Source organism: Actinocorallia longicatena, assembly GCF_039534125.1.
In the GTDB taxonomy this organism is placed as follows: domain Bacteria; phylum Actinomycetota; class Actinomycetes; order Streptosporangiales; family Streptosporangiaceae; genus Actinocorallia; species Actinocorallia longicatena.
Genome location: NZ_BAAAUV010000030.1, coordinates 63,069 through 85,679 on the forward strand (window position 1 = coordinate 63,069; position 22,611 = coordinate 85,679).

A 22,611-nucleotide genomic window follows, 5' to 3' on the forward strand; every position below is an offset into this window, starting at 1 on the left:
GGTCGAAGAAGCCGTCGTCGACGCCGATGGAGTCCAGGCCGAGGACGTGGGCGAAGGCGTCGCAGAGCAGTTCTTCCTGCACGGTGATCGGGCCGCGGCTCGCGTTCAGGCCGGTCCCGGAGTGGTCCGGGGCGGGGAGGGCCTTGCGGTCGATCTTTCCGCTGCTCGTCAGGGGCAGGGCGGGCAGGACGACGAACGCGGACGGGATCATGTATTCGGGCAGCCGTCGTCCGCTGTGCTCCCGCACCAGATCGATCGGAAGGTCCTCGCCGACGAGGTAGGCGATCAGCCGCTCGTCACGGACGACCGCGGCCGCCTGGACCACGCCCGGGTAAGCCGACAGGACCGTCTCGACCTCTCCCAGCTCGATCCGGAAACCACGGACCTTCACCTGGTCGTCCACGCGACCGGCGAACACCAACTGCCCGTCGGCGGTCCACTTCACCAGGTCGCCGGTCCGGTACATCCGCTCACCGGCGTTGAACGGGGACGCCACGAAACGTTCGGCGGTCAGCCCGGCACGGCCCACGTAACCGCGAGCCAGAAGGACTCCGGAGACGTACAGGTCGCCGGGCACGCCGACCGGGACCGGCTGTAGCGCCCCGTCCAGCACGAACACCCGGCCGTTGCCGATCGGGTGGCCGATCACGGGGGCGTCGCCCTCCGTCAGCGGCAGCGACATGGTCGCGCAGACCGTCGTCTCCGTCGGACCATAGGCGTTGATCAGGCGCCTGCCTGCGGACCACGGACCCACCAGACCCGGATCCAGGGCCTCACCGGCGGACACCAGGGTCCGCACCGAACTAAGATCCGCCGGATCCAACACCGCCAAAGCCGCAGGCGGCAACGTCACATGCGAGACACCGAACCCGGACAACACCCCGACCAGACCATTGCCCGGCAACAACCTGTCCGCATCCGCGACCACCAGCGAAGCACCCGAACACCACGTCACCAGAACCTCGGACACGGCGGCATCGAAGCTCGGAGACGCGAACTGCAACACCCGATCCCCCACACCAACCGCGAAACGATCAGCCTGAGCCACCACCAGATTCACCGCACTGCGATGAGAAACCGCCACACCCTTCGGCACACCCGTCGAACCCGACGTGTAAATCACATACGCCAAGGCGTCCGGGCGAACGGTCACTTCGAGGGCATCCGAGGGGCCGGAGACATCCGCGATGTCCACGGTCAGCACACCGGTCGACGGCAGATCGTCGAGGACGTCCGCAGAGCCCAGCACGACGATCGCCCGACTGTCAGCGATCATGAAGCCGACGCGTTCCGCGGGCAGCGTCACATCGATCGGCAGATAAGCGGCGCCCGTCTTCAGCACGCCCAGCAGCGCCACCGCGAGGTCGACGCCACGCGGCAGGACGACCGCGACCAGCGACTCCGTGCCGACACCCAGGCGATGCAGGTATCCGGCGAGCCGGTTCGCGCGGGCGTCCAGTTCACCGAAGGTCAGCGTCGCGCCGTCGGAGAGCACGGCCGGGGCGTCCGGAGCGGCCGTGACCTGTGCGTCGAAGAGGTCCAGCACGGTCGCGGCCGGGAGCGCCGCCGCCGTGTCGTTCCAGTCCCGCAGCAGCACGTCGCGTTCGGCGGCCTCGAGCACGGGCACCGTGTGGACCGGGGCCTCCGGCCGGGCGACGAGCAGGGCCAGCACGCGCGACAGCCAGTCCGAGAACCGCTGAGCCATGATCGGCTCGAACAGGTCGGCCGCCACGGTGAGTTTTCCTCGAAGGCCCGCGGGACGGCCGTCGGCGTCGAACAGCTCGCCGACCATCAGGTCGAGGTCGCAGCGGACCGCCGCGTCGGGGGCCGTGACGTCGCCGGCCCGTGCGCCCGGCAGATCGAGGACGGCCCGGTCGACGTTCTGCAGGGTGAGGACGACCTGGAACAGCGGGTGCCGCGACAGGGACCGTGAAGGAGTGAGTTCCTCCACCAGACGCTCGAACGGCACGTCCTGGTGGGCCATCGCCCCCAGCGTGGTCTCCCGCACCCGGGACAGCACCTCGCGGAAGTCGGGCTCTCCCGACAGGTCGGTGCGGATGACCAGCGAGTTCACGAAGAACCCGATCAGGTCGTTGAGCGCCTCGTCCGAGCGTCCCGCCACACCGGAGCCGATCGGGATGTCGGTGCCCGCGCCGAGCCTCGACAGCGTCACCGCCAGGGCGGCCTGGATCACCATGAAGGTGGTGACGCCCTCCGCGCGGGCCAGGTCCACCAGGTGCTGATGGACCTCCGCCGATATCCGCAGCGGTGCGGCATGGCCGCGGTGGCTCGCCACCGCCGGGCGCGGCCGGTCGGCCGGGAACACCAGCTCCTCAGGGGCTCCCGCCAGCGCCTCCCGCCAGTAGGCGACCTGACGCGACAGCAGGCTCTCCGGGTCGGACTCCTCGCCGAGGAGCTCGCGCTGCCAGATGGCGTAGTCGGCGTACTGGACGGGCAGCGGCTCCCACACCGGGGCCTCGCCCCGGGAACGGGCCGCGAACGCCACCGAGAGATCACGGGCCAGGGGCGCCATCGACCAGCCGTCGGTCGCGATGTGGTGCAGGAGAAGCACGAGCGTCGGGTCCTCGGCGCCCGAGCGGAACAACCATGCCCGGATCGGCACCTCGCTGGAGAAGTCGAAGGCGTACTGCGACACCTCGGCGACCGCCGCCGGCAGGTCCGCCTCGGTCACCTCGACCTCGTCGACGGCCCAGTCCAGCTCGTCCATCCCGAGGATGCGCTGGTAGGGCTCGCCGTCGACCGAGGGGAAGATCGTCCGCAGGGACTCGTGGCGGCCGATCACGTCCCGCAGGACGGCGTTGAGCACCGTGACGTCCATGTCGGCGGGCAGCCGCATCGGGATCGGGCTGTTGTAGGTCGGGTTGGGGCCTTCGAGCTGGTCGAGGAACCACAGGCGGCGCTGGGCGAACGACAGCGGAATCCGCTCCGGACGCTCCACCGCGCTCAACGCCACCCGAGCCTGCGCCGTGCTCTCCGCGATCCTCGCGGCGAGCTGAGCGACCGTCGGAGCCTCGAACAGAGTCCGGATCTCCACCTCGACACCGAGCGCCGCACGAATCCTCGACACCAGACGCGCCGCCAGCAGAGAGTGACCACCCAAGTCGAAGAAACCATCGTCCACACCGACGGACTCCAGACCGAGAACCTGGGCGAACGCGTCGCAGAGCAGCTCTTCCTGCACCGTGGCAGGAGCCCTGCCCTCGCCCGCGCTACCGGCACCCACGTAGTCAGGGGCGGGCAGCGCCTTACGATCGATCTTCCCGCTACTCGTCAGCGGCAGCGCCGAGAGAACGACGAACACCGACGGAATCATGTACTCCGGCAGCCGCCGGCCGACGTGCTCCCGCACCAGATCGACCGGAAGATCCTCGCCGACCAGATAGGCGACCAGCCGCTCGTCACGGACGACCACAGCCGCCTGGACCACACCCGGGTAAGCCGACAGGACCGACTCGATCTCACCCGGCTCGATCCGGAACCCACGGACCTTCACCTGGTCGTCCACGCGACCGGCGAACATCAACTGCCCGTCGGCGGTCCACTTCACCAGGTCGCCGGTCCGGTACATCCGCTCACCGGCATTGAACGGAGACGCCACGAAACGCTCACCGGTCAGACCCGCACGACCCACATAGCCACGGGCCAGAAGGACTCCGGAGATGTACAGGTCACCCGGCACCCCGACCGGAACCGGCTGCAACGCCTCATCCAGCACGAACACCCGGCCGTTGGCGATCGGGTGGCCGATCACGGGGGCGTTGCCCGCTGTCAGCGGCAGCGACATGGTCGCGCAGACCGTCGTCTCCGTCGGACCGTAGGCGTTGATCAGACGCCTGCCCTCAGACCACGGCCCCACCAGAGCGGGATCAAGAGCTTCACCAGCAGACACCAGGGTCCGCACCGAACTTAGATCCGCCGGGTCGAGCACGGCCAAAGCAGCAGGCGGCAACGTCACATGCGAGACACCGAAACCGGCGAGCACCTCGACCAGACCATTACCCGGAAGCAACCGATCGGCGTCCGCGACCACCAGCGAAGCACCAGAACACCAGGTGACCAGAACTTCGGAGACGGCGGCGTCGAAGCTGGGTGAGGCGAACTGCAACACCCGATCCCCCACACCGACCGCGAAACGATCAGTCTGAGCCGTCACGAGGTTCACCGCACTGCGATGAGAAACCGCAACGCCCTTCGGCACACCCGTCGAACCCGACGTGTAGATCACATACGCCAGGGCATCAGGGCGAACGGAAACCTCAAGAGCCTCCGCCGATCCGGAGACATCCTCGACGTCGACCATCAGCACACCGGCCGACGGCAGATCGTCCAGCAGATCACCGGTGCTCACCACCACGATCGCCCGGCTATCAGCGATCATGAACCCGACCCGTTCGGCGGGCAGCGTCACATCGATCGGCAGATAAGCGGCACCCGCCTTGAGCACGCCCAGCAGCGCCACCGCCAGATCCACACCACGCGGCAGGACCACCGCGACCAGCGACTCCGCGCCCACACCCAGACGATGCAGGTATCCGGCGAGCCGGTTCGCCCGGGCGTCCAGTTCACCGAAGGTCAGCGTCGCGCCGTCGGAGAGCACGGCCGTGGCTTCCGGGTTCGCCGCGACCTGACGGTCGAACAGCTCCAGCACGGTGCCCGCCGCGACGTCGGCGGCCGTGTCGTTCCAGTCCCGCAGCAGCACGTCGCGTTCGGCGGTCTCCAGCATCGGCACCGTACGGACCGGCGTCTCGGGCTCCGCGGCCACGGTGGCCAGCACGCGGACGAGCCAGTCCGAGAACCGCTGCGCCATCGACGGCTCGAACAGGTCGGCCGCCACCGTCAGCTTTCCCCGGAGCCCGGCCGGACGTCCCTGAGCGTCGAAGACCTCTCCGACCATCACGTCCACGTCGCAGCGGACCGCGGCTTCGAGGACCGCCGCGTCACTGGCCCGCGCTCCGGGCAGGTCGAGAACGGCCCGGTCGACGTTCTGCAGGGTGAGGACGACCTGGAACAGCGGGTGCCGCGACAGCGACCGCACCGGGGTGAGCTCCTCGACCAGGCGCTCGAACGGCACGTCCTGATGGGCGAGGGCGCCGAGCGTCGTCTCACGGACCCGCGACAACACCTCACGGAAGTCCGGATCACCCGACAGATCGGTCCGGACCACCAGCGAGTTCACAAAGAACCCGACCAGATCGTTCAACGCCTCGTCCGAACGCCCCGCCACACCCGAACCGATCGGAACATCCGTGCCCGCGCCAAGCCTCGACAGCGTCACCGCCAGAGCAGCCTGCACCACCATGAACATCGTGACACCCTCGGCACGGGCCAGCTCGGCCAGCCGCTGATGCACTTCGGCGGGCACCTGCAACGGAGCCAGGTGGCCTCGGCGGCCGGCCACCGCCGGGCGCGGCCGGTCCGCGGGAAGGTTCAGTTCCTCGGGCGAGCCCGCCAGCGCCTCACGCCAGTAGGCGACCTGCCGCGACAGGAGACTCTCCGGGTCGTCCGCCTCGCCCAGCAGTTCCTGCTGCCAGATCGCGTAGTCGGCGTACTGGACGGGCAGCGGCTCCCACACCGGGGCCTCGCCCCGGGAACGGGCCGCGAACGCCACGGACAGGTCGCGGGCCAGGGGCGCCATCGACCAGCCGTCCGTGGCGATGTGGTGCAGGAGAAGCACGAGCGTCGGGTCCTCGGCGCCCGAGCGGAACAACCATGCCCGGATCGGCACCTCGACGGAGAAGTCGAAGGCGTACCGCGACACCTCGGCCGCTGCCTCGTGCAGTTCCTCCGCGGGCACCTCGACCTGCTCGACGGCCCAGTCGAGCTCGTCCATCCCGAGGATGTGCTGGTAAGGCTCGCCGTCGACCGCCGGGAAGATCGTCCGCAGGGTCTCGTGGCGGCCGATCACGTCGCGCAGGGCCGCGTTGAGCACGGCGGTGTCGACGTCACCGGGCAGCCGCATCGGGATCGGGCTGTTGTAGGTCGCGTTGGGGCCTTCGAGCTGGGTCAGGAACCAGAGGCGGCGCTGGGCGAACGACAACGGGATCCGCTCCGGACGTTCCATGGCGCGCAACGCGACCCGGGCCCGCTCCGTGGCGTCCGTCAGCCGGACGGCGAGCTGCGCCACCGTCGGCGCCTCGAACAGCAGCCGGATCTCGATCTCGAGGCCGAGCGTGGCCCGGATCCGCGACACCAGCCGCACGGCGAGCAGGGAGTGCCCGCCGAGGTCGAAGAAGTCGTCGTCGAGGCCGATCTCCTCGATGCCGAGGACGAGGGCGAAGGCCTCGCAGAGGGCGGTCTCCTCGGGAGTGGTCGGCGGCCGCTTCACCACGGCGCCCCGGTCGGCGTAGTCGGGGGCGGGCAGGGCCTTGCGATCGAGCTTGCCGTTGCCGGTCAGCGGCAGCGCCTCCAGCTCGACGACCGTGGCCGGGACCATGTACTCCGGCAGCCGCTCCGCGACATGGGCACGGACCGCCTCGGCCGACAGCTCATCCGCCGCCACCACATAGGCGACCAGCCGCTCGTCGAGCGCGACCACGGCGGCCTGCGCCACCGAGGGATGGCTTGTCAGGACCGAGGCGACCTCTCCGGGCTCGATCCGGTAGCCGCGCACCTTCACCTGGTCGTCGGCACGACCGGCGAAGACGATCCGGCCGTCGGAGGTCCACTTCGCCAGGTCGCCCGTGCGGTACATCCGCTCACCGGAGCCGAACGGGCAGGCGGCGAAGCGCTCACCCGTCAGCGCGGCCCGGCCGACGTAACCCCGCGCGAGCTGGGCGCCCGCGACGTAAAGCTCACCGGTGACGCCCGGCGCGACCGGGAGCAGCCCCTCATCCAGCACGTAGAGACGGGTGTTGTCGAGGGGGCGGCCGATCGCCACGGTGCCGCCGGTGAGTTCCGTCGTCGCGACACCGACGGTCGTCTCGGTCGGGCCGTAGTGGTTGAACACCCGGAAACCGGCAGAGACCAGCTCCTCCACCCACTCCGGACGCGCGGCCTCACCGCCCAGCACCAGCGAATGCCCCAGCGGAAGCCGCTCGGCACCGATCGCCATCGCATGCGACGGCACCAGCTTCACCGCGTCGATCCGCTCCCGCCGCACGTACTCGGCGACGGCCTCCGCGTCCACGACCGCACCGGGATCCAGGATGTGCACCTGAGCGCCCGTCGCCAGCGCGGAGAACAGCACCGTGTTCCCCAGGTCCGTCACCTGCGGCTGCAACAGCCCGTACCGCATCCGCGATCCGGTCCACTCCAACCGCTGCGACACCGACGTCACATAGTTCGCCAGCGAACCCTGCGACACCGCGACGCCCTTGGGCACGCCCGTCGAACCCGACGTGTAGATCACATACGCCAAGCCGTCCGCCACGAGCGCGGGCGCCGCGAGCCGGGAGTCCCCACCGGCCAGGATCATCGGATCGTCGATGGCGACCATCGGGATCCGTCCTGCGGGCAGGTCGTCCAGGACCTCCTCCGCCCCCACGAGCACCGACGCTCCGCTGTCGGCCAGCAGGAACGCCAGCCGCTCCACCGGAAGCTCCGCGTCGACCGGCAGATAGGCGGCGCCCGCCTTCCACACGCCCAGGATCGCCGCGACCATCGCCGCGCCCGACGGCAGGCACAGCCCGACCACCGACTCCGCGCCCACCCCGGAACCGGTCAGGTACCGGGCCAGCCGGCTCGCCTGGACGTCCAGTTCCGCGTACGTGACCGGCAGCCCCTCGGCCACCAGCGCCACCGCGTCCGGACGCAGCCCGGCCTGGCGCTCGAACAGCTCCACCACGCTCGCGTCCGGCCTCGGCGCGGCCGTGTCGTTCCAGGCCCGCACGACCAGGTCGCGTTCGGCCTCGTCGACCACCGGCACCCGGTGCAGCGGCAGCCCCGGCTCCGCGGCCACCGCCTCCAGCACCCGAACGAACCAGGCGGTCGCGCGGCGGGCCGTGGACTCGTCGAACAGGTCGGCTGCGACCGTGACCGCGCCGCGGACTCCCGCCGGACGGCCGTCCTCGTCGAAGGTCTCGGCGACCGACACGTAGAAGTCGAACTTCACCATCGTCTGCGCGGCGCCGTCCAGACCGGAGGGGTCGTCCCGCAGCTCCGACTCGACCCGCCGGACACCGGTGTCCGCGGAGGTCATGACGACCTGGACGAGCGGGTGGCGGGCCATCGAGCGGGACGGCGCCAGCTCCTCCACCAGACGTTCGAACGGAACGTCCTGATGGGCCATCGCACCCAGGCTCGCCTCCCGCACGACGGCGAGCGCCTGCCGGAAGTCCGGATCACCCGACAGATCGGCACGGATCACGAGCATGTTGACGAAACAGCCGATCAGATCGTCCAGCGCCTCGTCGGTACGGCCCGCCACAGGCGAGCCGATCGGGATGTCCGTGCCGGCGCCGAGCCGCGACAGCATCACGGTGAGGGCCGTCTGGAGCACCATGAAGACGGTGACGCCCTCCTCGCGAGCGAGGTCGGCGATCCGGCGATGCACCTCGGCCGGGACCCGCAACGGCACCTTGTGCCCGAGGTGGCTCGCCACCGCGGGCCGCGGCCGGTCCGCAGGCAGGCTCAGCTCCTCCGGCACCCCGGCGAGCACGCCGCGCCAGTAGCCGAGCTGACCCGCGATCAGGCTGTCCGGATCGTCCTCCGCTCCGAGCAGGTCGCGCTGCCAGAGCGCGTAGTCGGCGTACTGGACGGGCAGCGGCTCCCACACCGGAGCCTCGCCGCGCCCGCGCGCCTCGTACGCCGCCGACACGTCCCGGCCCAGGGGGGCCATGGACCAGCCGTCGGTCGCGATGTGGTGCAGCAGCAGCACCAGGGTCGGGTCCTCCGTTCCCGGCCGGAACAGCCAGGCCCTGACCGGCACCTGCACCGCGAAGTCGAAGGCGTACCGGGACGCCTCCGCGACCGCTCCGGCCAGTTCACCGGCGGCGATGTCGACCTGCTCGATGCCCCAGTCGAGCTCGTCCAGGTCGAGGATCCGCTGGTACGGCTCGCCGTCGACCTGCGGGAACACCGTCCGTAGTGCCTCGTGGCGGCCGAGGACGTCCCGGAGGGCCGCCTCGAGCACCGCGACGTCCACGTCGGCGGGCAGTCGCAGCATCATCGGGTTGTTGTAGCTGGCGTTCGGCCCTTCGAGCTGGGCCAGGAACCACAGGCGGCGCTGCGCGAACGACAGCGGGATCCGCTCGGGTCGAGGGGCCGCCCGCAGAGCGGCCCTGGGCCCGCCGTCCGCGGTCGCGGCGAGGCGCGCCGCCAGCAGGGCCGGGGTCGGCGCCTCGAACAGCACGCGCAGCGGCAGTTCCACGCCCAGCACCGCGCGCACCCGCGAGATCAGCCGGACGGCGAGCAGGGAGTGGCCGCCGAGGTCGAAGAAGCCGTCGTCGACGCCGACCGACTCCACGCCGAGGATCTGCGCGAACGCGCCGCACAGCAGTTCCTCCTGGACGGTCTCCGGTCCCCGGCCGCCGCCTCCGATGCGCTCGGGGGCGGGCAGGGCGGCCCGGTCGAGCTTGCCGTTGACGGTCAGCGGGAGGGCGTCCAGCGTCACGAACGCGGACGGGACCATGTACTCGGGCAGATGCAGCGCCGCGTGGGCGCGCAGGTCGGCTGCCTCGCCGACGACGTAGGCGACCAGCCGGTCCTCACGTGCGATCACCGCGACCTGATCGACCGCCGGGTGCCCCGCCAGGACGGCCTCGATCTCGCCCGGCTCCACCCGGAACCCTCTGATCTTGACCTGCTGGTCCGACCGTCCCGCGAACACGAGCTGCCCGTCGGCCGTCCACTTCGCCAGGTCACCCGTGCGGTACATCCGCTCACCGGAACCGAACGGGCAGGCCACGAACCGCTCACCCGTCAGGGCGGCCCGGCCCACATAGCCGCGCGCCACCTGCACACCGGCCACGTACAGCTCACCCGCGACACCGGCCGGAACGGGCAGGAGCGCCTCGTCCAGCACGTAGAGCCGGGTGTTGGCGATCGGACGCCCGAACGGCACCACACCGGGACGGTCCACGTCCACCGCGCCCGAGGCCACCATCACCGTCGCCTCGGTCGGCCCATAGGTGTTGACCAGCTCACGGCCCTCACCCCAGGTCCGCGCGGTCGCCTCGTCGATCGCCTCGGCACCCACCAGGAGACGCGACACCTCGGGCAGCGCGGACGGGTCGAGCACCCTCAGCAGCGAAGGCACGACGCTGGCCGCCTGCACCGGGAGCCCGGCCAGCAGACCAGGTTCCTGACGCTCCCTGTCCCCCGCGATCACCAGCGACGCACCGCTGCTCAGCGCCACCGCGACGTCCAGCACCGAGGCGTCGAAACTGAACGACGCGAACTGCAGCACACCCACCCCGGGCTCCACCGCGAACACCGCCGCCAGGTTCGCCAGCGAACCATGCGACACCCCGACACCCTTCGGCACACCCGTCGACCCCGACGTATAGATCACATACGCCAGCCGACCAGGCAACACCGCAACGGGCGCCGCAGGATCGGACGCCAACGCCTCATCAAGATCGGTCAGGACCAGACCGGCCCCGCTGTCGGCCACCAGGAAGTCGAAACGCTCGGCAGGAAGCTGCGGATCCAACGGCACATACGCCGCCCCCACCCTCCACACACCCAGAATCGCCGCGACCATCCCCACACCACGCGGCAGACACAACCCGACGACCGACTCCGCACCCACCCCCGCCGCACCCAACCACCCGGCGATCCGATCCGCCTGATCGGCAAGCTCCGCATACGTCACCGACACCCCATCAGCGACCACCGCCACCGCATCCGGCCGCTCCACCACATGACGCCCGAACGCCTCCACGACGCTCTCGGCCGGAGCCCCGGACGCCGTGTCATTCCAGCCATGCACCAGCAGATCGCGTTCCGCGTCGTCCAGCACGCTGACCGTGTGCAGGGGCCCGTCCGGCTCGTTCTCCAGCAGGGACACGATCCGCTCGGTCGCCGTGCACAGCATCCGGCACAGGGCGTGGGGATCGATCGAGTCCACCACCTGGACGGTGATGCTCAGGCTGTCGCCCTCGTCGTTCACCGCCACGGTCAGCGGGTAGTTCGTGCGCTCCCGGAAGAGCACCATCCTGATGCCCTCCACGCTCTCGCGCCCGGTGTTCTCGCTCTGCCGCCGGCTGCCGTGCCGGTAGTTGAACATCGAGCTGAACAGCGGGGCGTTCGCGGGCAGGGCCGAGGCCCGCTGCGCCGTGGCGAGGGGGGCGTGCTCGTGCTCCAGCAGGGCCGCGAGCTGGGCCTGCATCGCTTCCACGGCGGCGCGGGCGCCGAGCCGGGTCCCCATCCGCACGGGCAGCGTGTTGAAGAACGGGCCGAGGACCTGGTCGGCGTTCTCACCGGCGTTCATCCGGCCGAACAGCACCGTCCCGAACACCACGTCGTCCCGGCCGGACAGCGCGCCCAGCACCCGCGCCCACACCACGTGCATCACCGTCGCCGGGCTGACGCCCAGCGACCGCGCCACCCTCAGGAGACCGGTCTCGACCTGCTCGGGCAGGGGCTCGGTCAGCGACACGACGCCGGAGCCGTCGCCGCGCACGTCGACCAGGCCGTACGGCGCGGTCGTCTCGGTCACGTCGCCCAGCAGGCCGGTGAAGTACCGCTCGTGCTCCGCGTCCGGCGCACCGCCGCGGACCTGAGCGATGAAGTTCCGGAACGGCCGTGCGGGCGCCAGCTCGGAACCGCGCCCGAGCATCACCTCGCGCAGTTCCTCGAGGAGCACGTCCATGCCCAGGTGGTCCTGGGTCATGTGGTGCATCCGCAGCAGGCCCAGCCACCGGCCGTCGCCGGCCTCGGTGATGTGCATGTCCATCAGCGGGGCCCGGCTCAGGTCCATCGCCGAGCCGACCGCCCTGTTCAGCGCCTCGGCCGGGTCGGTGCCGGGATCGGCGAGTTCGACCAGGTCCACGGACAGCCGGGCGCGGCGCCAGACCACCTGGACCGGCTCGGACACCCCCTCCCACACCACGCCGGTGCGGTAGATGTCGTGCCGGTCCATGACCTGCTGCAACGCCGCCACGAACGCGTCCAGCAGCGTCCGGGAATCGAACTCGATCACCCGGGCGGTCAGATAGGCGTCGACGCCGCCGTCGGCGAGCAGGTGGTGGAAGAGCAGGCCCTCCTGGAGCGGCGCCATCGGGTAGACGTCCGCCACGTTCGGGGCGCCGCCCTCGACCAGTCCCACCAGGCGGTCGATCTCCGGCTGGGACAGCGACACCAGCGGCAGCATCTCCGGCGTGATCCGCTCGGCGCCCTCGGGGATCAGGTTCGCCGGGACCGGCACGGCCTCGGGTGCGGCCGCGTCGGCCAGCCCGGACGGGGTCGGGGCGTCGAACAGCGCGCGCACCGACACCGGGACGCCCGCGGCGCGCAGCCGCTGCACCAGCGACACCGCCAGCAGCGAGTGGCCGCCCAGCTCGAAGAAGTTGTCGTCCATGCCGACGGAGTCGAGGCCCAGCACGTCGGCGAAGATCCGGCAGAGGATCTCCTCCCGCACCGTGACCGGGCCCCGGCTCGCGGCCCGGTGGAACTCCGGTGCGGGCAGCAGCGCTTTGGCGAGCTTTCCGTTGACGGTGAGCGGCAGCTCCGGCAGCGTCACAGCGGCCACCGGGATCATGTATTCGGGCAGGCTCAGCCTGGCGTGCTCCCACAGGTCGGCGACGGAGACCGTCTCCCTGGCCGGAACGAGGTAGGCGACCAGCCGGTCCTCCCGCGCGATCACCGCGGCCTGCTCCACCGACGGATGCCCGGCCAGCACCGCCTCGATCTCGCCCGGCTCGATCCGGAAGCCGCGGATCTTCACCTGGTCGTCGGCGCGGCCGGCGAAGACGAGCTGCCCGTCCGCGGTCCACTTTGCGAGGTCACCGGTGCGGTACATCCGCTGCCCGCTGCCGAACGGGCAGGCCACGAACCGCCCGCCCGTCAGCCCCGCCTCGCCCATGTACCCGCGGGTGACCTGCGCTCCCGCGACGTACACCTGCCCGACCACGCCCGGCGTGACGGGCTGCAGCCGGTCGTCCAGCACGTACAGCGCGGTGCCCGGCAGCCCGCGTCCGATGACGCTGCCGGACTCGGTGCCGGTCAGTTCCCGGTGGGTCGAGTGCACGGTCGTCTCGGTGATCCCGTACATGTTGACCAGCCGGGGACCCGCTCCGGTCCGCCAGCCGGCCACCCGCGACGGCTCCAGCGCCTCGCCGCCGAACACCACGAGCCGCACCGACGGCGGCGGCCCCGCCTGGACGGCCTGGAGCTGGGAGAAGCCCGACGGCGTCTGGCTCAGGACCGTCACGCCCTCGCGTTCCACGAGCCGGGCGAACTCCTCCGGGTTGCGGGACACCTCGTAGGAGACGACCACCACCCGGGCGCCCCGCATCAGCGGCACCCACAGTTCCCACACCGAGTAGTCGAACGCGAAGGAGTGGAAGCAGCTCCACACGTCTTCGGCGTCCAGGGCGAAGGTGTCCTCCGTCGCGGCCAGCAGCGCCACCACGTTCCGGTGGGTGACCATGACCCCCTTCGGGGTGCCGGTCGAACCCGAGGTGTACAGCACGTAGGCGGTCTGCTCCGGTGCGACGGGCAGGGACAGCGGACCGTCCGGCAGCCCCGCGAGCAGCTCCGCGGTCCCCTCGCCGTCGAGGACCACCACGGGCGCCGGGCCCTCGATCGCCTGCCCGCCGCTCTCCTGGGTGATCACCGCGGTGACCTCGGCGTCCGCCAGGACCGTCGCGATCCGCCCCGCGGGCGAACGCGGATCGAGCGGGACGTACCCGGCGCCGGCCTTCAGCACCGCCAGCAGCGACACGACGACGTCGAGGCCGCGTTCGAGCACCACGCCGACCAGTGACCCGGTGACGACGCCGGACCCGCGCAGGTGCCGGGCCAGCCGGTTCGCCCGGCCGTCCAGCTCGCCGTAGGTCAGCGATTCCTCGCCCGAGGTCACCGCGACCGCTTCGGGACGGGCCGCGGCCTGCCGCTCGAAAAGCTCGACGACGCCGTCGCCGGGGGCCTCTGCCGCACGCTCGTTCCAGCCGTGGAGCAGCAGCTCGCGGTCGGCGTCGTCCAGCACGGGCACGCCGTCCAGGTCGCCGTCCGGGGCGAGCTCGGCGAGGGAGACGATCCGCTCGGTCGCGGCGCACAGCATCCGGCAGATCGCGGAGGCGTCGATCGAGCCGGCCACCTGGACGGTGAAGCTCATGCCCTCGCCGCCGTCGTTCACCGACACGACCAGCGGATAGTTCGTGCGGTCCTCGGTGAGCACGCTGCGGATGCCCTCGACGCTCTCGCGCCCGGTCTCCTCCGCCCGGCGCCGGTCGCCGCGCCGGTAGTTGAACAGCGAGGTGAACAGGGGGGCGTCGCCGACGAGCCCGGAGGCCCGCTGCGCCACCGCGAGCGGCGCGTGCTCGTGCTCCAGCAGCGCGGCGAGCTGGTCGCGCATCCGCTCCACCGCGGTGCGGACGCTGATCCGGGTGCTCATCCGCACCGGCAGGGTGTTGATGAACGGGCCGAGCACCTGGTCGGCGCCCGCTCCGGCGTTCATCCGGCCGAACAGGACGGTCCCGAAGACCACGTCGTCGCGGGCGGAGAGCGATCCCAGCACCCGCGCCCACACCACGTGCATCACCGTCGCCGGGCTGACGCCCAGGGACCGCGCCACCCGCAGGAGGTCCGCCTCGACCCGTTCGGGCAGGGGCGCGGTCGCCGACACGACGCCCGAGCCGTCGCCGCGCACGTCGACGAGGCCGAACGGGGCGGTCGTCTCGGTCACGTCCCCCAGCAGCGCGCTGAAGTGACGTTCGTGCTCCTCGCGGGTCACCCCGCCACGCGCCTGGGCGATGAAGTTCCGGAACGGCCGTGCCGGAGCGAGCTCGGAGCCGCGACCGGACAGGACCTTGTGCAGCTCGCCGAGGAGCACGTCCATGCCGAGGTGGTCCTGGGTCATGTGGTGCATCCGCAGGAGGGCCAGGACGCGGCCGTCACCAAGCGGCGCGACGTGCAGGTCCATCAGCGGAGCACGGCTCAGGTCCATCACCGTTCCGGCGGCCGCCGTCAGGGCGGCGGCCCTGTCCTCGGCGGGGCCGGACAGCTCGACCGTCCGCACCGGCAGGAGGGCCCTGCGCCAGACGACCTGGACCGGTTCGGACACCCCTTCCCACACCACACCGGTGCGGTAGATGTCGTGCCGGTCGACCATCTGCTGGAGGCCGGCCGCGAACCGGTCCAGCCTGGCCGGGGAGTCGAACTCCAGGACGCGCACGGTCACGTAGGCGTCGTCGCCGCCGTCGGCCAGCAGGTGGTGGAAGAGCAGGCCCTCCTGCATGGGCGCCAGCGGGTAGACGTCCGCGACGTTCGGCGCGCCGCCCTCCACGGAGGCCACGACCCGGTCGATCTCGGGCTGGGACAGGGCCACCAGCGGCAGCATCTCCGGCGTGATCCGCCCGGCACCGTCCGGGATCAGGTTCTCCGGAACCGGCACCGCCTCCGGAGCAGCCGCCCCCGCCAGACCCGCGGGCGTCGGAGCCTCGAACAGCGCCCGCACCGACACCGGCACACCCGCGACCCGCAGCCGCTCCACCAGCGACACCGCCAGCAGCGAATGCCCGCCCAGCTCGAAGAAATTGTCGTCGACGCCCACCGCATCGATGCCGAGGACCTCGGCGAACACCTGGCAGAGGATCTCCTCCTGCACCGTCACCGGACCGCGGCTCTCGGGCCGGTCGTACTCGGGGGCGGGCAGGGCCCTGCGGTCGAGCTTGCCGTTCACGGTCAGCGGCAGCACCGCCAGCTCCACGAACGCGGCCGGGATCATGTACTCCGGCAGCCGCTGAGCCGCGTAGGAGCGGAGCTCGGACACGTCGCCGACGACGTAGGCGACCAGCCGGTCCTCCCGGACGATCACCGCGGCCTGGTCCACCGACGGATGGCCCGTGAGCACGGCCTCGATCTCGCCGGGCTCCACCCGGAAGCCGCGGATCTTGACCTGTTCGTCGGAGCGCCCGGCGAAGACGAGCTGGCCGTCGGAGGTCCATCGGGCCAGGTCGCCGGTGCGGTACATCCGCTCCCCCGCCCCGTACGGGCAGGCGACGAACCGCTCGCCCGTCAGCCCCGGACGGCCCGCGTACCCGCGCGCCACCTGGACTCCGGCCACGTACAGCGCACCGGCCACGCCCGCCGGGACCGGCTGCAACGCCTCGTCCAGCACGTACAGCCGGGTGTTGGCGATCGGGCGGCCGAACGGCACCGTGCCCGGACGGTCCACGTCCACCGCTCCGGAGGCCACCATCACCGTGGTCTCGGTCGGCCCGTAGGTGTTGACCAGCTCACGGCCCCGCGCCCACTCCCGCGCCGTCGCCTCGTCGATGGCCTCGGCACCCACCAGCAGCCGCGACACCTCGGGCAGCGTCGCGGCGTCCAGCACCCGCAGCAGCGACGGCACGACGCTCGCCGCCTGCACCGGGAGCTCCGCCAGCAGGCCCGGTTCCTGACGCTCCCGGTCCCCCGCCACGACCAGGGACGCACCGGAGCTCAGCGCCACCGCGACGTCCAGCACCGAGGCGTCGAAACTGAACGACGCGAACTGCAGCACGCCCACGCCAGGCTCCACCGCGAAGACGGACGCGAGGTTGGCCAGCGAACCATGCGAGATCGCGACGCCCTTGGGCAGACCCGTCGACCCCGACGTGTAGATCACGTACGCGAGCTGGCCGGGCAGCACCGGAACGGGCGCCACCGGATCTGCTGTCAGTGCCTCGTCGACGGTGATGACCGGAACCGTCACCGGAACCGGCTCGGCCTCCTCGGCGAGGACGAGCCGGGCGCCGCTGTCGGCGACCAGGAAGTCGAGGCGCTCCGTCGGAAGCTGCGGGTCCAGCGGCACGTAGGCCGCTCCCGCCTTCCACACGCCCAGGATCGCCGCGACCATCCGAACGCCACGGGGCAGGCACAGGCCCACGATCGTCTCGGCGCCGACGCCCGCTGCCCGCAGCCGTCCGGCGATCCGGTCCGACCGGCCCGCCAGCTCCGCGTACGTCAGCGACACGCCGTCGGCGACGACGGCGACCGCGTCCGGCCGGGACGCCACCTGACGCTCGAACGACTCCGCGACGCTCCCGGCCGGAACGTCGGCCGCGGTGTCGTTCCAGCCGTGCAGGAGAAGATCACGCTCGTCGCCGTCCAGGACGGGGACCGCCCGCACTCGGGCGGAGGGGTCGGCGGTGACCGCGGCCAGCACGCGTTCCAGCCGTTCGGCGAGCACGCCCACCGAGGCGAGGTCGAACAGGTCGGCGCCGGCCGTCACCGAGCCCCGCAGCCCCGCGGGGCCGCCGTGCTCGTCGAAGGTCTCGCCGACCGTCACCTCGAGGTCGAAGCGGGCGGCGACCGTGCCGTCCCCGGTGGAGGGGACCTCATCGGTCCGCACGCCCGGCAGCCCGGCGACGGGACGCTCGTTGTTCTGCACCGTGAGCATGACCTGGAACAGCGGGTGGCGGGACAGCGACCGCGAGGGCGCCAGCTCCTCGACCAGGCGCTCGAACGGCACGTCCTGATGGGCCAGCGCCCCCAGCGTGGTCTCCCGCACCCGGGACAGCACCTCACGGAACTCCGGATCCCCGGCCAGGTCGGTGCGGATGACCAGGGTGTTGACGAAGAACCCGACGAGGTCGTTCAGTGCCTCGTCGGAGCGGCCGGCGACGGCGGAGCCGATCGGGATGTCCGTGCCGGCGCCGAGCCTCGACAGCAGCACGGCGACCGCGGCCTGCACCACCATGAACGTCGTGACGCCCTCGGCGCGGGCCAGGTCCACGAGCCGCTGGTGGACCTCGACCGGCAGGTCGAGCGGCACCCGGTGACCGCGGTTGCCCGCGGTGGCGGGGCGGGGACGGCTGACCGGGAGGCTCAGTTCCTCCGGCGCGCCCGCCAGCGTCTCCCGCCAGTAGGCCGTCTGCCGGGACAGCGGGCTGTCCGGGTCGTCCTCGTCGCCGAGCAGGTCGCGCTGCCAGAGCGCGTAGTCGGCGTACTGCACCGGCAGCGGCTCCCACGCCGGGGCCGCGCCTTCCGAGCGCGCCGCGTAGGCGGCGGAGAGGTCGCGGGCGAGCGGGCCCGCTGACCAGCCGTCGGTCGCGATGTGGTGGAGCAGCACCACCAGGACGGCGTCGCCGGCGCCGGCGCGGAACAGCCAGGAGCGGATCGGCACCTCGCGTTCGAGGTCGAAGACGTGCGCCGAGGCCGCGGCGACCGCGTCCGCCAGGTCATCGGGTTCCACCTCGACGGTCTCGACCGCCCAGTCCAGCTCCTCGGGAGCGAGGATCCGCTGGTAGGGCATGCCGTCGGCGGACGGGAAGATCGTGCGGAGGGATTCGTGCCGGTCGAGGACGTCGCGCAGGGCGGCGTTCAGTGCGGCCTCGTCGAGGTCGCCGCCGAGCCGCACCGCGGTCGGCTGGTTGTAAGTGGTGCCCGACTCCTCGAGCCGGGACAGGAACCACAGCCGGAGCTGCGCGAACGACAGGGGCACCCGCTCGGGGCGCGGCACGGCCCGGACGGCCGGCCTGGCCGTGGTCCCGCCGGTCTCGTTCAGCCGGGCGGCCATCTGCTCGACGGTCGGCGCCTCGAACAGCGCCCGCAGCGGCAGTTCGACGCCCAGCACGGCCCGGATCCTGGAGATCAGCCGCACCGCGAGCAGGGAGTGCCCGCCGAGGTCGAAGAAGCTGTCGTCGACGCCGACCGACTCCACGCCGAGGATCTGGGCGCAGAGCCCGCACAGCAGCTCTTCCAGCACCGTCGCCGGTCCGCGGCCCTGCCCGGCGGCGGCCTCGGGTGCGGGCAGCGCGGCCCGGTCGAGCTTGCCGTTGGAGGTCAGCGGCAGGGCGGGCAGTGCGACGAACGCCGATGGCCGCATGTATTCGGGCAGCCGGGCGGCGGTCTGCTCCCGCACCTGCTCCAGGGAGAGGTCCTCGCCGTCGACGGGGACGGCGTAGGCGATCAGCCTCTCCTCACGGACGATCACAGCGGCTTGTGCCACGGCCGGATGCGCGGTCAGGACGGCTTCGATCTCGCCGGGTTCGATCCGGTATCCACGGACCTTCACCTGCTCGTCCGCACGCCCCAGGAACTCCAGCACCCCCTCGGCGGTCCACTTCGCCAGGTCCCCGGTGCGGTACATCCGCTCACCCGGGCCGAACGGATTCGCCACGAACCGCTCACCCGTCAGACCAGGACGGCCGACATAGCCCCGGGCCAGCTGAGCACCCGCGATGTACAGCTCCCCCGCCACACCCGGAGGAACAGGGTTCAAGCCCTCGTCCAGCACGAACAGACGCGTGTTGGCGATCGGACGGCCTATCGGCACCGAAGCACCCAGCTCCTGACCCGCCACCACCTCGAACACACAACAACCGACCACGGTCTCGGTCGGACCGTACTCGTTTACAATCGTCGAACCCGGCGCCCGCCCCAACCACGAGGCCACGAGCGAACCCGGCAACGCCTCACCACCCACGACCCACGTCCGGGCGGCACTCGCCACCTCGTCATCGGAAAGCGACTCCGACAGCAGCGCCAGATGCGCGGGGACCGCCTTCACCAGGCCGAACCCGCCGCCGTCCCGCAGGACATCCGCCAGGCCCTCGACGTCGCCGGAGGCACCGACCACGACCGCCGCACCCGAGATCAGCGGCACCACGACACTGGTCACCGTCAGGTCGAACGCGATCGAGGAGTGCAGCGGAGATCCACCGCCTGCCGCCATGCCGTAGGCGTCAGCAGCCCAAGAGACGTAGTTCGCCAGACCTCCATGCGTGACCGCGACGCCCTTCGGCATCCCCGTCGAACCCGACGTGTAGATCACATACGCCAGACCGTCCGGACACACCTCGATCTCGGGAGCCGTCACCGGCTCCGCGCCCACCTGCATCACAGTCAGCGGATCATCCAGCAACACCATCCGGGCCGCTCCCGAAACGGGAAGATCCCCCGATGTCTCCTCATCGGTCAGCAGCAGGACCGCACCGCTGTCGGCCAGCATGAACGAGATCCGCTCCACCGGATACTGCGGATCGATCGGCACATAACCAGCACCCGCCTTCCAGACCGCGAGGAGCGCCGTCACCAGATCCCGACCCGCAGGCAAACAGAGCCCGACAACCGACTCAGCACCCACACCCTGACCCACCAGGAAACGGGCCAGCCGGGCAGAGGCCTCATCCAGCTCCCGATACGACACCTCGACACCCTCGGCGGCCACCGCGACCGCGTCCGGAACCTCCACCGCACGCGCCGCGAACAGCTCCACCGCGTTCCCCGGCGGAAGCTCGGCGGCCGTGTCGTTCCACTCCTCCAGCACCTGACGGCGCCGCGGAGCGTCGAGCAGATCGATGGCGTGCAGCCTGATCTCGACGGCCGCCAGGGCCGTCTCCAGTACCCGGCCGTACCAGTCCGCGATCCGTTCCGCGGTCGCCTCGTCGAACAGGCCCGCGTCGGCGGTGACGCTGCCCTGGAGCCCGGCCGGGTCGCCCTGGTCGTCGAACGTCTCGATGAGGGCGACATCCAGGTCGAAGCGGGCCGGGATGGCGGTGCCGTCGCCGGTGACCGACTCGCCGGTGACGGTCAGCCCGGGCAGTTCCGGGGTGCCGCGCTCGGCGTCGTGCAGGGTCAGCATGACCTGGTAGAGCGGGTGGCGGGCCAGTGAACGGGACGGCGCCAGCTCCTCCACCAGCCGCTCGAACGGCACGTCCTGGTGGGCCATGGCGCCGAGGCTGGCCTCCCTGACCCGCTCGAGCACCTCCCGGAACTCCGGGTCGCCGGACAGGTCGGTGCGGATGACCAGGGTGTTGATGAAGAAGCCGATGAGGTCGTTGAGCGCCTCGTCGGTGCGCCCTGCCACCGCGGTCCCGATCGGGATGTCGGTCCCGGCGCCGAGCCGCGACAGGGTGACCGCGAGCGCGGCCTGCAACGTCATGAAGACGGTCACGCCCTCTGCGCGGGAGACGTCCCGCAGCCGCCGGTGCGCCTCGGCCGGGATCCGCAGCGGCACCCGGTGGCCGCGGTGGGCCGACACCGCGGGGCGCGGCCGGTCCACGGGCAGGCTCAGTTCCTCCGGAGCCCCGGCGAGCGTCGTGAGCCAGTGGCGGACCTGCTTCGCCAGGACGCTGCCGGGATCGCTCTCGTCGCCCAGCAGGTCGCGCTGCCACAGTGCGTAGTCGGCGTACTGGACCGGGAGCGGCGCCCATTCCGGAGCCCCGCCCTGCCTGCGGGCGGTGTAGGCGGCGGACAGGTCGCGGGTCAGCGGGCCGCGCGACCAGCCGTCGCTGGCGATGTGGTGCAGGACCAGCAGCAGCGCGTGCGTCTCCGGGTCGACCCGGAACAGGGACGCGCGGATCGGGATCTCCGCGGACAGGTCGAAGGCGTGCCCGCCGGCCCGCCGGACCGCTGCGGTCAGGTCCTCGGTGGCGACGTCGGTGTACTCGACGTCCCAGTCCAGGCCTTCCGGGTCGAGGACACGCTGGCAGGGCTCGCCGTCGTCGGCGACCTCGAACACGGTCCTGAGCGGCTCGTGCCTGACGAGCAGGTCGCGGACCGCGGCGCGGAGCGCGTCGGCGTCCAGGTCGCCGGTGAGGCGCATCAGCAGGGACACGTTGTAGGTCGGGTCCGGGCCGTCCATCTGGGACAGGAACCACATCCGCCGCTGCTCGGAGGAGAGCGGCACCCGGTCCGGCCTGACCCCCGCGCGCAGGGCGATCCTGGACGGGTTCGTGCCGGTGCCCGTCAGGCGGGCCGCCAGCGCGGAGACGGTCGGGCTCTCGAACAGCATCCGGATCCGGACGTCGGCGCCGAGCCTCGCCCGGATCCGCGACAGGAGCCGGATCGCCAGCAGCGAGTGGCCGCCGAGGTCGAAGAAGTCGTCGTCCCTGCCGACGGAGTCGCGGCCGAGGACCTCGGCGAAGATCGCCGCGAGGGCCGTCTCGGTCTCGTTGGCGGGCTCGTCCGCGGCCTTGGTGGTGGCGGGCTCGCCGGGATCGGGCAGCGCCGCCCGGTCGAGCTTGCCGTTGGCCGTCAGGGGCAGGGCGTCCAGGGTGACGATCGCGGCGGGGACCATGTAGTCCGGCAGGCTCCCGGCCAGGTGGGAGCGCAGGTCCGCGACGGGTGCCGCGCTCTCCGCGGGCACCACGTAGGCGACCAGGCGCTCGTCCAGGGCGATCACCGCGGCCTGCGCCACCGACGGATGCCCGGCCAGGACCGACGCGATCTCACCGGGCTCGATCCGGTAGCCGCGCACCTTCACCTGGTCGTCGGCGCGACCGGCGAAGACGATCTGGCCATCGGCGGTCCATCTGGCCAGGTCACCGGTGCGGTACATCCGCTCGTTCGTCTCGAACGGGCAGGCCACGAAGCGCTGAGCGGTCAAGGCGGCCCGGCCCACATAGCCCCGGGCGAGCTGCGCGCCCGCGACATAGAGCTCACCGACCACGCCCGGCGCCACCGGAAGCAGCCCGTCATCGAGCACGTAGAGGCGGGTGTTGTCCACCGGGCGGCCGATCGTCACGGTGCCGCCGGTCAGCTCGGTCGTCGCCACACCGA

At 71.7% G+C, this 22,611-nt stretch carries 1 protein-coding gene (cut by a window edge); it reads right to left on the reverse strand.

The annotated features are described in order from the left end of the window. On the reverse strand, positions 1-22,576 hold the 5' portion of the coding sequence (locus tag ABD785_RS35310) for a non-ribosomal peptide synthase/polyketide synthase (protein WP_344837374.1). The gene continues 18,836 nt to the left of window position 1, outside the view; only the first 22,576 of its 41,412 coding nucleotides appear in the window; its start codon is at positions 22,574-22,576; its stop codon lies off the left edge, out of view. Positions 22,577-22,611 lie beyond the last annotated feature (35 nt).